This window comes from Alteromonas sp. BMJM2 (assembly GCF_027257845.1).
Taxonomy (GTDB): Bacteria; Pseudomonadota; Gammaproteobacteria; order Enterobacterales; family Alteromonadaceae; genus Alteromonas.
In genome coordinates this window covers 207,033-219,972 of record NZ_JAPVOT010000005.1, presented here as the reverse complement: position 1 = coordinate 219,972, position 12,940 = coordinate 207,033, and the positions used below count along the sequence as shown (strand labels likewise).

The 12,940-nt window shown below is 45.0% G+C and carries 11 protein-coding genes and 1 other RNA gene; 5 read left to right on the top strand and 7 right to left on the bottom strand.

The window, feature by feature from the left end:
* Positions 1 to 85 precede the first annotated feature (85 nt).
* Entirely contained in the window at positions 86 to 829 is a 744-nt protein-coding gene (locus tag O9X84_RS08060) for a DUF481 domain-containing protein (protein ID WP_269519175.1), read from the top strand.
* A gap of 201 nt (positions 830 to 1,030) precedes the next feature.
* On the opposite strand, the gene serA is transcribed toward O9X84_RS08060, so the two are convergent.
* From serA to ssrS, 7 genes are all read right to left on the bottom strand, one after another.
* Entirely contained in the window at positions 1,031 to 2,260 is a 1,230-nt protein-coding gene (serA, locus tag O9X84_RS08055; protein ID WP_269519174.1) for a phosphoglycerate dehydrogenase, read from the bottom strand.
* Positions 2,261 to 2,367: 107 nt separating this feature from the next.
* A complete protein-coding gene (gene rpiA / locus O9X84_RS08050; RefSeq protein ID WP_163104663.1) occupies positions 2,368 to 3,024 on the bottom strand; it encodes a ribose-5-phosphate isomerase RpiA in 657 nt (218 codons plus the stop codon).
* A gap of 211 nt (positions 3,025 to 3,235) precedes the next feature.
* Entirely contained in the window at positions 3,236 to 3,931 is a 696-nt protein-coding gene (locus O9X84_RS08045) for a 5-formyltetrahydrofolate cyclo-ligase (protein WP_269519173.1), read from the bottom strand.
* A 59-nt stretch (positions 3,932 to 3,990) separates the two neighbouring features.
* Positions 3,991 to 5,607, bottom strand: coding sequence for a GAF domain-containing hybrid sensor histidine kinase/response regulator (locus O9X84_RS08040; RefSeq protein WP_269519172.1), 1,617 nt, complete (start codon positions 5,605 to 5,607; stop codon positions 3,991 to 3,993).
* 68 nt (positions 5,608 to 5,675) lie between these two features.
* Complete coding sequence (locus O9X84_RS08035) at positions 5,676 to 6,620, bottom strand: nucleoside hydrolase (RefSeq protein ID WP_269519171.1); 945 nt, start codon at positions 6,618 to 6,620, stop codon at positions 5,676 to 5,678.
* 21 nt (positions 6,621 to 6,641) lie between these two features.
* On the bottom strand, positions 6,642 to 7,538 hold the full coding sequence (locus O9X84_RS08030; protein WP_269519170.1) for a ribokinase: 897 nt from the start codon (positions 7,536 to 7,538) through the stop codon (positions 6,642 to 6,644).
* A 21-nt stretch (positions 7,539 to 7,559) separates the two neighbouring features.
* A non-coding RNA gene (gene ssrS, locus O9X84_RS08025) (6S RNA) lies at positions 7,560 to 7,742 on the bottom strand.
* Between the two features lie 544 nt (positions 7,743 to 8,286).
* On the opposite strand from ssrS, the gene O9X84_RS08020 reads away from it, so the two are divergent.
* The 4 genes from O9X84_RS08020 (at position 8,287) to O9X84_RS08005 (ending at position 12,916) form a co-directional block, all read left to right on the top strand.
* The gene (locus O9X84_RS08020) at positions 8,287 to 8,853 is read left to right on the top strand and encodes a UPF0149 family protein (protein WP_269519169.1); all 567 of its coding nucleotides are present in this window, start codon (positions 8,287 to 8,289) and stop codon (positions 8,851 to 8,853) included.
* Positions 8,854 to 8,967: 114 nt separating this feature from the next.
* Complete coding sequence (gene pepP / locus O9X84_RS08015) at positions 8,968 to 10,275, top strand: Xaa-Pro aminopeptidase (RefSeq protein ID WP_269519168.1); 1,308 nt, start codon at positions 8,968 to 8,970, stop codon at positions 10,273 to 10,275.
* A 55-nt stretch (positions 10,276 to 10,330) separates the two neighbouring features.
* The gene (locus tag O9X84_RS08010) at positions 10,331 to 11,617 is read left to right on the top strand and encodes an FAD-dependent monooxygenase (RefSeq protein ID WP_269519167.1); all 1,287 of its coding nucleotides are present in this window, start codon (positions 10,331 to 10,333) and stop codon (positions 11,615 to 11,617) included.
* 126 nt (positions 11,618 to 11,743) lie between these two features.
* Entirely contained in the window at positions 11,744 to 12,916 is a 1,173-nt protein-coding gene (locus O9X84_RS08005) for an FAD-dependent monooxygenase (protein WP_269519166.1), read from the top strand.
* Positions 12,917 to 12,940 lie beyond the last annotated feature (24 nt).

Here is a 12,940-nt window from a genome sequence, read left to right as displayed (position 1 = left end):
TTAATATCCTGAAAATGGTTGTGTTGCGTCGTCAATGAAGTGATCGCAGCGTAACGAAGGGAAAGTTAATCAATAGGACTGTTCAATGAATAAGCGCGTTCTCGCATCCATAATCGCATTTTCACTTGCACCATCTGCTTTTGCTCAAGACAAGCCAAAGCCATTTACGATGGAAGGTGAACTTGGATTTATCTCAACCACCGGTAACACGGAAACTACATCAATAAATGCCGGTATCACCGCGCATCAAGAGCTAGAGATGTGGAGCAACGATTACCTAATCGAAGGTCTTTACAAAGAAGAGACGGTAGAAGGTAAAGACGGTGAAGACGTTGAATTTACATCAGCGCAAAAGTTTTTCGCCTCTGCACAGGGTAACTACAAACTAGATAATCCCGATTATCGTTTGTTTGGATTTGCATCTTATGAAGATGACCGCTTAAGCAGCTTTAACTACCAATCTACTATTGCTTTGGGTTGGAACCAAAAAGTACTACAAACTGAAAAGCACACGTTAGAGTACTCGGTGGGTCCAGGTTATTCATTTGTCGAAACACAAGACGGTGAAGAGCAAGATAGTGTTATTGTTCGTGCTTCAACGGCATACACATGGTTAATTTCAGACACGTCTAAGTTTACTCAAACACTGAGTACGGAAGTAGGTTCTGAGAATACAAAGTCTCGTGCTGAATCAGCGCTTACTGCAGTGATTACGGGCAATCTTTCAATGCGTTTGTCGTTTAAGATGGACCACAACTCAGACGTTGCGGCAAACAGAGATAACCTTGATACCGAAACAGCAGTTAGCTTGGTATACAACTTCTTTTAAAGAGCGGTTATAACGGCGAGTACTTAAGCAGTATTCGCTAGTTAACTATAAAAAAACGCTGCATCGACATTTATCGATGCAGCGTTTTTTGTTTGTGGCAATATACTTGGAAACTATTGCTGTGCTCTTAATTAGCCGGGCACTTAATTAGCCGCATTGCACTGAACACGATGTCAGCCTTAAACACACATTTTTACCAGATTAGTGCAAAATACGTGTTTTAATAGTGCCGTCAATCTGTTGAAGTTCAGCAAGGGCTTCGTAGCCTCTGTCTTCTTTAACATCTACGACAACATAACCAATCTCGGCGTTAGTTTGTAGATATTGCGCTTCAATGTTGATGCCCTTCTCGGCAAACGCTTGGTTTATTTGAGTAAGAATTCCCGGCTGATTTTTATGTACATGTAGTAAGCGCGAGCGACTGTTATGCTCTGGCAGAGATACTTCTGGAAAGTTAACCGCAGACAGGGTTGAGCCGTTATCACTATATTTCGCAAGCTTTCCTGCCACCTCAATACCAATATTTTCTTGCGCTTCTTGAGTACTCCCACCAACGTGCGGCGTAAGAATAACGTTGTCGAATTCACGTAGTGGAGACTCAAACTCTTCGCCGTTTGACTTGGGTTCAACGGGAAAAACGTCAATGGCAGCACCATTTAACTGGCCGCTCTTCAGTGCTCCTGATAGCGCATCAATATCAACTACTGTGCCGCGAGAGGCATTGATGAGAATACTGCCAGGCTTCATTTGAGATAGCTGCTTTTCGCCAATCATATTTTGCGTTTCAGGTGTTTCTGGCACATGAAGTGTTACAACGTCTGAGGTGCTAAGCAGTTTATCAAGAGACTTAACTTGAGCTGAATTACCAAGCACAAGCTTATCTTCAATGTCAAAGAACTGCACGCGCATACCTAAGTGTTCTGCAAGAATACTCAGCTGCGTACCAATATGGCCATAACCAATAATCCCCAGCGTTTTGCCTCTTGCTTCGTATGAACCGGCTGCCGTTTTTTCCCACTCACCGCGGTGTGCTTTTGCGTTTTTGCTTGGCACTTGGCGAAGTAAAAGAATAATTTGGCCTAAAACTAGCTCGGCAACTGAGCGAGTGTTTGAAAAGGGCGCGTTAAATACCGGTATACCGCGACGCTGTGTGGCAGCTAGGTCTACTTGATTCGTACCAATACAAAAACAACCAATGGCAACAAGCTTTTTAGCGGCATCTACTACCTTCTCAGTAATTTGGGTACGAGAACGAAGTCCGACGAAATGGGCATCTTTAATTTTTTCAATCAACTCATCTTCTGGAAGAGAAGTTTTAAGATACTCAATGTTTGTGTAGCCGTTATTTTTAAGTGTTTCAAGCGCGCTATGGTGAACACCCTCTAACAATAAAATTCGGATTTTGTCCTTCTCAAGTGAAACTTTACTCATGAACTCGCTGTCTCTCGCTGTTGTGTGTCGGTTCGAAAATATGTATCGAGCCATCTAGACGTCTAAAAGAAAAATAACAGAAAACGCCCTCAGTTAAAAGGAGTATTTCACTTAAAGGTTTTTACGCCTTCATCGGTGGCAGATAGCACGATATCTGCGCCGCGCAAAGCGAAAATTCCGTTAGTTACAACGCCTGGAATATTATTGATCGCCTGCTCTAACTCTCGCGGGTTGAGTATGTCTAAATTGTGCACGTCTAAAATGACGTTTCCATTATCGGTTACCACTCCCTGACGGTATTCAGGATCGCCACCCAATTTCACTAGCTCTCTAGCCACAAAAGAGCGCGCCATAGGAATAACTTCCACCGGAAGGGGGAAATTACCGAGGACAGGAACGCGCTTACTGTCATCAACAATACACACGAAAGTTTTTGCCACGCCGGCCACTATTTTTTCCCGTGTAAGCGCAGCGCCTCCGCCCTTAATCATATGCTTGTGCTCTGTAACTTCGTCGGCACCGTCAATATACACCGATAGGTTACTTACGTCGTTAAGCTCGAAAACCTCAATTCCCAGTGCTTTAAGCTTTTCAGTGGACGCCTCAGAACTCGACACGGCACCTTCTATTTTATGCTTTATTTTACCTAACTCTTCGATGAAAAAGTTAACGGTTGAACCCGTACCTACTCCAACAATGCTGTCTTGTTCAACATAGTCTATTGCGGCTTTTGCTACTGCTTGTTTTTTCGCGTTCTGATCCATGGTTACTCTCCTTCTGGTTTGTGTGAAGTGTAACCGATATGAGCGGTTTTACCCACTAATACAGTACCTAGTTTTTAAGCAATAATGACTGATGAAGGGCTAAGTCGCTCAAGTGAAAATACAGATAAATGAATAGATTAAAGGATATTGTAACTGTGAAGTGAATCGTTCACGTACTGCTATGTTTTAGGTGTCAGGAAATGGGTTTGAGCTAAATATTGGAAAAAGTGAGAATTCTCTTAGGCGTTACAATGACATCTAAAGGAATATCCCAAGAAGCATAGGGCAGGGAATCAACTTCTTGCTCATCGTGTGCGATGCCAACAAGGATGGGGCGTTGCTGAGTAAATTGAGTAAATTGAGTGAATGCTAGCGTACGGTCGTAATAGCCGCCACCCATGCCCAATCGATTGCCCTTGTTATCGAAGCCCACTAAAGGCATTAAAATTACGTCTATACAGTGAGTAGGCATCACGTTGTGGCACGCCAGTTCGGGCTCGTCAATATTGTATCTATTTTTTACCAGTGGGGTATCAGGGCCGTATTCTAGAAACAGCAGGTGTCCTTTGCAAATAGGGTGTAATACGGGAAGCGAAAACGTGGTTGAGGAGGATAAATGCGGCGTGCTTTTTATTGCAGTGTTTGCCATTAGTTTCGTATTTGAATTTTCATCGCGCATGAATGTGTTTTGTATAAATGCGCTAAGGTCTATTTCTCCATCGTTCACCAAATATCCTGCAATAGACGATGCTGTAGCTACGTACTGCAACGAATTCAACTGATTGTTAATTAGCAGGGCAGAGTGTGCCCGTTGTTCAGGTGATATGCTGTTTCTTATTTCACGCAATGTTTTGCGTAAGTTTACTCTGCTCTCATCTCTTGCAGTGTTCATTACAACCTTACTCATCGCCAGACTGCTCTCAAATCAAATCGCTATTTACACATACACTTCTAATTAAGATGCTTTTAACCAAGATAGTGGTTTAACACTTTCACAAGTGCTGCAGCATTAATCGGTTTTGTTAATACGTCGTCCAGTCCTCTCTCAATCAATCTGTCTGAAGAGGTAATAGCGTCGGCGGTTAATGCCACGACAGGAAGATTAGGATATTGGCTTTTGATGAGTCTTGATGCTTGGTCGCCCTGAATGCCAGGTAGATTAATATCCATTAAAACCAGATCGGCATGGTTAGACTCAATATACTCAACGCCTTCTTCACCGGTATCCACGATGGTGAAAGCCAGTCCTAACTTTTCAAAAAGTGCCGCGATGACCGCTTGGTTAATCTGATGGTCTTCAACGATTAGAATATTAACTGGCTTAGAGATTGAAAGCTGTGCAGAACTACTTGCAGGTGATGCTTCGTCTATTTGATTCTGATCCATCTTCGCGGACGGGATACTAATACTCACCCGTGTACCTTCCCCCAGTTTACTAGTAAGCTTTATTGAGCCATCCATAAGTTCAACAAGCTGCTTAGAAATACTCAACCCTAGACCAGACCCCGGTATTTTATGTGCATTATCCATGCGCTCAAATCGAGTAAACAGGCGCTGTTGGTCTTCGTTACTAATCCCAATACCCTCATCGGTAACAGAAAATACTAACGCCCCTTTCTTATATTTTACAAGGCAAGATGCAGCTCTATGTCTAGGAGTAAACTTGATTGCATTAGACAGAATATTCAGTGCAACTTGCCCAAACTTTGTATCGTCTAAATAAATAGATGCAGGAAGACTACTGTCTATTGTTGCAGTAAATGTAATGTCATTTTGTTCTGCTCGAACTCGAGTTACTGAGAACAAGTGAGTGAAAAAATCGTTAGTATTGACAGCGCGAGGCATTACCCGCATTTTACCCGCTTCTATCTGCTTGATATCAAGTACCGAATTAACTATTTCTAGTAAGCGTTCACCGCTTTTGCTTATATGAGATAGTGAAGAGCTAAACTGAGACGGCAGCGAAAGCCTTCTGGCCTCACCTTCTAGTAAGTTGCTAAACGTATTGATCGCATTAAGCGGCGTGCGAATTTCATGACTGACATAAGATAAAAAATCAGACTTAAATTGGCTAGTGCGCTCTAGTTCTCTATTCTTTCGTCTTAACTCTAAATGAGCAACGACAGATTGGCCCAGCGTTTCCAGCGCTTGTCTTTGTTCTTTAGTCAGCTTGTTGGGCTTTTTATCAATGGCGCAAAGCGTGCCAATAGGATAACCAGCAGGGCTAATAAGCGGTGCGCCGGCATAAAACCGAATATCAGGAGAGCCTGTTACAAGCGGGTTGTCGCGAAAACGTTCGTCTTTTGTGGCATCAGGAACTTCAAAAACTTCCTGTTGTAAAATAGCGTGAGAGCAAAATGCAATATCGCGAGATGTCTCTTCAGCATCAAGACCCACGCGAGATTTAAACCATTGCCTATCTGGGTCAATCAGGCTTATTAGTGCAATGGGAGTGCCGCAGATTTGAGAGGCTAAGGCAGTGAGGTCGTCGAATAGCTTTTCTGCTTCAGTGTCTAATACGTCATAGCTGAGAAGTTCTGCTAGCCGTTCTTTTTCGTTCTCGGGAATAGGGGCAGACTTCATAGCACTGGCTTTTAACCTCAAAAGTACACGTTAGCAGGGGGAATCGACCGATCCCCCTAACATTATTACTAAAGAGCGTAAGTGTCTATAAACAATTTCTCAAGTCTACTATGATCTACCTTCGTCGCTACCTTAATAGTATTTGCGTCGTTCCACAGCGGGCTCGGAGTTGTGCCTTTAGGCGCAACTACCGTTTGGCCTCTGTCTAAGGTGCCCGTTCCAACTCTTACGTGGCCTTCAGTTAACTCAAAAAGCTCTGGATGGCGCAGGTGGGCAATAGGAAAAGCGTCGTGGAAGAAACACACTCTGTCTTCTCTGTTTTGCGAGTAAAAATCCATGTAGAACTGAGCGCTTTCTTGAACGAACCCACCAAGTGTTGGGTTTTTCTCAGCAAGCACGTCAACAAATGTCGGGGCGAATGGCACGTCGTTAGTAACGTCTAAACCAAACATGACCAAATCCCAGTCGGCCGCGAACACTATCTCTGCTGCATGAGCATCATTCCAAATGTTTGCTTCTGCAACGGGTGTGACGTTGCCAGGTACAAACGCAGCACCGCCCATAATGCTTACGCCTTTAACCAGCTTAGGAAGTTCTGGCTCTAAACGAAGTGCTAGCGCTAGGTTTCCAAGTGGGCCTATTGCAACTAATGTGATTTCACCTGGGTATTTACGCGCCATATCAACGATAAACTGCGCAGAGCTTCGCGGATCCAGTTCACCCTTTGGTGGCTCTGGCTTGATGTGGCCAAACCCGTGCTCTCCATGAACGAAGTGAGCATAAGTCGACTCTTCACCAACCCACGGCATGCCAACGCCTTTAGTTACTGGAATGTCGTTTTTGCCAGCCAGTTCGCAAAGCGTTAGGGCATTTTGCGCCGCCATAGTAACGGGTACATTACCGTAAACCGTTGTTAAGCCAAGCAGTTCAATATCAGGTGATTGAAATGCAAAAAATATGGCCATTGCATCATCAATGCCCGGGTCGGTATCTAGTATTATTTTATGTGCCATGAAATTCTCTCTGGAATAATTTTAGCCTGAATGCTTTGCTAAGAAACGGTCTACTTCTTTTTGAGTTGGAATGCTTTGCGCCGCGCCTTCTCGCGTGACGGCTATTGCAGATGCGGCGCAGCCTCGTTTAAGCGCTTGTTTAGCATCAGTGTGGTTGCTATAAGCTGATAAAAAGTACCCAATGAAAGTATCGCCAGCGGCGGTGGTGTCGACCGCATCAACAGAAAACGCATCAACGTTAATCGCTTCGCTTTTTCTAAGCATCATTACACCGGCTTTGCCTAACGTGATAATCACTTCACAGTGGGCCCACTGCTGCTTAAATTCAGCAACAATGTCATCCATTGATTCTTTACCGGTTAGCGCAGCTGCTTCTGTTTCGTTAACGATAAGCAAGTCTATACAATCGTGAGGCAACGCTTTAACCGATTCGCTCATAGGCGCTGGATTAAAGGCAACTTTAAGCTGTTTTTCTTTTGCTTGGCGAAGCACTTCGTCAATGCTGCTCGTTTCGTTTTGCGTTAGCACCCAGTCTGAGGGTTTTGTGTCATCTAACGCAGCCATAACGGTTTTAGCAGTAATGGTTTGATTAGCACCGCCAAATAGTACGATGGCATTTTCGCCGCTTGGAGTCACTTGAATGATGGCATGACCTGAAGGCGTTTCAGAGCATCGTACGCCTCGACAATCCACCCCTTTTTTAATTAACGCCTGCTTAAACGAAGCGTCATTTTCGTGGATGCTGCCTACATGTTTTACATCGGCACCAGCTTGCGCTAGCGCGATAGATTGATTTGCGCCTTTACCACCTAACAGGGTTTGGTAGTGCGTGGAGGCGATGGTTTCACCAGGTTGCACAAAATGCTCTACTTGGTAAACGTGGTCTATATTAATGGAGCCAAAATTTATTATTGCCATTTCTTCTTCCGTCGAAAGAGGGCGTCTCCCAGAATGCCGCGTGTCCATTTTCGCCCGTGAACCGAAATGTTCAGGGCGGAAGAATCACTATGACCGTAGGCTTCTCGATACGAGCCGAGCTTGCACAATAGTTACAGTTTCAACTTCCTAGGTTTAAAGCATCGGCCAGGGACATGAATGAACTAGCAAACATCCCAGGAAACATTGTTGTTGTATTAACGCAACAGGGTATATGAAACGCGCGTACTAGTGAAGGAGATCACTCTTGTGCGAAGCAAAACATTGCGTTGTTGAATATAGCTGCTTTAAGAATGACTTATTCTTGACCATTTGGTCAGCACTCTTTGGTCAGCAAGTATACACGCATATGCGATAAGCTCAAGAAAACCGAACGCTCTCATTTCGCCAGTACTTATTTACTGTTGCAAGGGGAAGTCCTTGTCCACCCGTTAATGGTAGTAGAAATACAACTAGGTTGCCAGAGAAGTTAAAGGTTTAACTGCTTTTGCGCGGTTGTTTGAACAGTGAGTAATCAAATCGGCAAAAGTAGGTTTTGTATCCCGATTTTGCTACTATAAATACAGAGTATAGCTACGGCAGTTATCTTTTCGCATTAGCCACTTATTAGTCGCTGAGCATGGTTCAACGCATAAACCAATGTGTGTGCTTATGTCTCAAAAAGCGAACAAAAGTGAGCCGAATAATGTTCAAATATAGTATCAAATTTTAAATATAAAGAGAGTCATCAGTGGAAAAGCAGCTTGATTACGATAGCGTTACCAATACATTGTCTCAACACGGCGTTATAGTAGACGGTGCCGAAATTCACGGCATACTTTGCGGCATGCTGTGTGGCGGAATGTCTCTTACTGACCAAAAATGGTTAGAAGCGCTAAGCGAAACGGTGAATCAAGATGAAAGCTTTAGCGAGCCGGTTGTTTTTACGCTAACGACGCTATTTAACCAAACTTGCCAGCAGTTGCTAGAACCTGAGTTTGCACTTAATTTACTGCTTCCAGAAGACCACGCACCTATTAATGACCGAGGCGCTGCCCTTATCAACTGGGTACAAGGGTTTATGCTTGGATTTGGATTGCACCAGCAAGATTTAGTGAAGTGTAGTGACGATGTAAAAGAAGCACTAGAAGACTTTTCAGATATCTCGAGGATGGAAGAGCCTATGGATGCTGATGAAGAATCTGAAAAAGCCCTCTTTGAAGTTGAGGAATATGTGAAAATTTCAGCAATTCTTTGCTTTAGCGAGCTTGGTCAGTCGTTGCTGGACGATCAAAAAGATAAACCTTCAATACACTAATCGACTACTAGCACGGTAAGTATAGATAGCTCGGTAATTGTTAAATAGCGTACATGCTAGCAAAACATCGTTTAATAGAAGTTAACAAAAGACGCCGACAGGGCTTATGAATATATGATTAGCGCGCAAGAGTTTATTTCAAGGCAAGATAGGTTATTGGCACAATGCCAACCAAACAGTGTATGCATCGTCCCTGCGGCGTCATTAGTGACTCGCAGTCGAGATACAGAATACCTGTTCAGGCAAGATAGCGACTTTTGGTATTTAACGGGTTTTGAAGAGCCAAACGCATGGTTAATCATTTCAAATCATCCCCGCTATGGTGAAAGCTACCGCGCAATGGTAGTACAAGCTAAAGACCAGCAAGCGGAAGTGTGGCAAGGAAAACGATTAGGCGCCGAGGCTGCATTGTCTCGGTTTAGCCTAGACGAAGCATTTGAAGAGCAAGAGTTGGAAGAAGCCATTCTTGAAGCCATGCAGGGACAAAAACACCTTTATGTGGCTCTTGGTGCAAATGAGCAACATGAGAAGTTAATCTTAAACGCCTTAAAAACGCTTAAAGAGGCACCGAAAGAGTCTCTTGCACCTGCTTCTGTGCACGATGTACAGCCTCTGCTGCATGAGATGCGCGTGTATAAGTCGGCAAGTGAAGTTGCGGTGATGAAAGCGGCCTGTGAAATAAGTGCACGTGCTCATAAACGGGCCATGCAGTTTGCACATCCGGGGTGCTTTGAGTATCAGTTAGAGGCTGAACTTCATCATGAATTTGCTATGGCGGGCGTACGAAGTCCTGCGTATGGCACCATTGTTGGAAGCGGGGAAAATGCATGCATATTGCATTACACGCAAAACAGCGCGCAGATTAACAATGGCGATTTAGTGCTTATTGATGCGGGTGCCGAATATCAAGGGTACGCTGCTGATATTACGCGTACATTTCCAGTGAACGGTAAGTTTAGCGACGCACAAAGCGCCATATACAGTTTGGTCTTAAAAGCGCAAAAAAGCGTTTTAGATATGCTGGCACCGGGCGTTACTTTACCCCAGGCAATGACTCACAGCGCAGAAGTGATCACCGAAGGTTTAATTGAGCTGGGCATATTAACCGGCAGTATTGCGGAAAATTTAGATAATCAAACCTGGCGACAATTTTATATGCACGGTTTAGGGCACCTTTTAGGCTTGGATGTGCACGATGTTGGCGACTACAAACACGATGGTGAAGACCGAGCGCTTAGCCCTGGCATGGTCATTACCGTAGAGCCTGGTATCTATATTAGCAGCGATTGTGATGCGCCAGAGCGTTACAAAGGTATTGGCGTAAGAATAGAAGACGATGTGGCTATAACCGCTACCGGCGTTGAGATACTCACTAAAGACGTGCCAAAAGAGATTGATGAAATTGAAGCACTTATGGCGTAATTTAGCCAGTCAAAAAGACTGGGCTAAACAAATGCACCTAGAAGGAACGTACTGAGTGAAGAGTGTTGATGTAGTTGTTGTGGGCGGCGGAATTGTCGGTTGCGTTCTCGCAAAAGGGCTGTCTCAAAGCTCAGGGCTATCTAAGCGCTCAGGGCTGAACGTAGCTCTGATTGATTCGGCTGCGCCAGTTTCATCGAGCTCGCTGAAAACAAAAGCCCCAACTAAAGCACCTGTCGCCAACGATTTCAATCCATTTACCGACACCCGTGTTATCGCCCTTGCTCGGCGCACGGTACAAGAGCTAACCGCGCTCAACATACAGTTAGATAAGCTGGCAGAATACAGCTTTGGCGAATTACCGCCTACCATCGACGCCATTGAAGTAAGTGACCGTGGGCATCTAGGGTTAGTGAATTTAGCCGCAAAAGACTTTCATATTCCTTCGTTTGGGCAGGTGGTTTCGTTAAGTGCGTTAACCCAACTTGTTTCTGATTCCGATGACAGTTACGAGCATGTTGCTCCTGTGAAAGTAGTGAGTGTAAAGCAGCATGTTGCACACACCGATGTTACCTTAGACAACGGAGAATGTTATCGGGCTAAGCTGTTGGTGCTGGCCGATGGCGGCCGCTCTCCACTGGCTGAGCAGGTGGGCATAGGCAGAAGCGAAAGCGACTATGGTCAAACCGCCATTGTGTTTAATGTGCATACGCAGCTAGCCCACAATAATAAAGCTTACGAGCGTTTTACCGACTCTGGCCCATTAGCGTTTTTACCCTTCGATAACGAAATAGACGGTGATAAGTCGTCAGGGAATGGTTTTTCAGTAGTGTGGACAGTAAAGTCTGACAAAGCTGCACATCTATTAGCCTTGTCACCCAATGACTTTGCTAGCGCTCTGCAAGAAGCGTTTGGCTATCGCCAAGGCAAAATAGAAAAGGTAAGCGATAAAAGCAGCTATCCACTTTCACTAAAACTTGCCAGCGCTGTGACAGCTCACCGAACAGTAATTGTGGGTAATGCTGCACAGGCGCTTCATCCCATAGCGGGGCAGGGCTTTAACCTTGGCCTTAGGGATATTCATACATTCATATCGGTGCTTAATAGCAGTAACTCAGTATCCTTCGATCCCGGTCAGTTTTCTACGTTGCATGAATACGCAAGTAAGAGAAGCAAAGATAGAGAAGCCACGGTGGCCCTTACCGACACCTTAGTACATACATTTTCTAACCGTCACTTTCCCCTAGTAGTGGGGCGAAACTTATCGTTACTTGCGCTTGGAATGTTGCCTGCAGCTAAAAAGCAGTTTGTTAAGCAAACTACAGGCTATGGCCTAGGCGCTTAGGGAGAGCGTACCTAGTTCAGACTAGTGCAAATACCAATTTAAATGGTGTTGACCAAACGCACCGAACCCGAACCAAGCCTCTAACAGGCTTTTATCGAGTCTGTACCTATAAAATAAGAGAGAGATATGCAACACGTTGATATTGGAATAGTGGGTGGCGGAATTGTTGGCTTGACGCTAGCCACTGCGCTAAAAGAAAGTTCGCTGTCTGTTGCGATAATTGATAAGCACCCTTTATCAACAGCCCTAGGCGAGAAGCCTACCGCACGAGTCAGTGCTATTAATCAGGCCAATATTGCTGCCTTGCAGTCGTTAGGCGCATGGCAACACCTGCAAAAAGATCGCGCCAATGCTTACGTGGCCATGCATGTGTGGGATAAAGACAGCTTTGGCGATATTCATTTTAGCTGCGAAGAAATGGGCAGCGATGCCCTTGGCGTTATTGTTGAAAACCAGGCATTAATTAATGCGTTAGCGCAGAGCGTGGAAAGTCAGGCTAACGTTCAGGTATTTGAGTCTGGCATAGAGCGGGTGTTATCAGGGCCAAATCAAAATATGGTGATGTTTGACAATAACGACGCCCTTAGCTGCCGACTGCTCATTGGCGCAGATGGTGCTAACTCCTTTGTTCGTCAGCAGGCAGGTTTTCCAATCACCTTTAAAGACTACGAACATACGGCCATTGTTGCCAATATCAAAACAGCGCTGCCCCATGAAAACGTGGCAAGGCAAGCTTTCACCCCAACAGGGCCTCTTGCGCTATTGCCTATGGCAGAGCCCAACGTTTGTTCTATCGTGTGGTCACAAACACCAGATGCTGCCGCTAAGCTTACCGCAATGAGCGACAGTGACTTCTGCAATGCCCTCACCGCCGCAAGTAACAGCATTCTTGGCATAACCGCTCTAGAAACTCAGCGTTCAGCATTTCCATTAACCATGCGCTACGCCAGAGAATGGGCTAAAGACGGCATCGCGTTAGTGGGAGATGCCGCTCACACCATTCATCCTCTTGCTGGACAAGGCGCAAACTTAGGTATGCAAGACGCGCTATCACTGGCCGAATTATTGATACAGCTGTCGAAAGAGGGCGGCGATATTGGGTTACACAAAAACCTACGACCTTACGAGCGCAGCCGTAAAACCGAAGCGATGAAGATGATTGCAGCCATGGACGGCTTTAAGTTGCTATTTGACGGTGACGACCCGCTTAAAAAACTGATCCGCGGCGTGGGCTTGGCGGCAACTGATAAAGTGGGGGCGATTAAGCAGGCCTTCGTTAGCCATGCGATGGGGTTATAAACCGTCTTGCGCATTTTAAAAAAA

Bases quoted from the DNA above. Each gene is read 5' to 3' on its own strand.
- O9X84_RS08040 (WP_269519172.1), bottom strand. From the start codon at position 5,607: ATGAAGTCTGCCCCTATTCCCGAGAACGAAAAAGAACGGCTAGCAGAA.
- O9X84_RS08005 (WP_269519166.1), top strand. From the start codon at position 11,744: ATGCAACACGTTGATATTGGAATAGTGGGTGGCGGAATTGTTGGCTTG.
- O9X84_RS08035 (WP_269519171.1), bottom strand. From the start codon at position 6,620: ATGGCACATAAAATAATACTAGATACCGACCCGGGCATTGATGATGCA.
- rpiA (WP_163104663.1), bottom strand. From the start codon at position 3,024: ATGGATCAGAACGCGAAAAAACAAGCAGTAGCAAAAGCCGCAATAGAC.
- pepP (WP_269519168.1), top strand. From the start codon at position 8,968: ATGATTAGCGCGCAAGAGTTTATTTCAAGGCAAGATAGGTTATTGGCA.
- serA (WP_269519174.1), bottom strand. From the start codon at position 2,260: ATGAGTAAAGTTTCACTTGAGAAGGACAAAATCCGAATTTTATTGTTA.
- O9X84_RS08060 (WP_269519175.1), top strand. From the start codon at position 86: ATGAATAAGCGCGTTCTCGCATCCATAATCGCATTTTCACTTGCACCA.
- O9X84_RS08030 (WP_269519170.1), bottom strand. From the start codon at position 7,538: ATGGCAATAATAAATTTTGGCTCCATTAATATAGACCACGTTTACCAA.
- O9X84_RS08045 (WP_269519173.1), bottom strand. From the start codon at position 3,931: ATGAGTAAGGTTGTAATGAACACTGCAAGAGATGAGAGCAGAGTAAAC.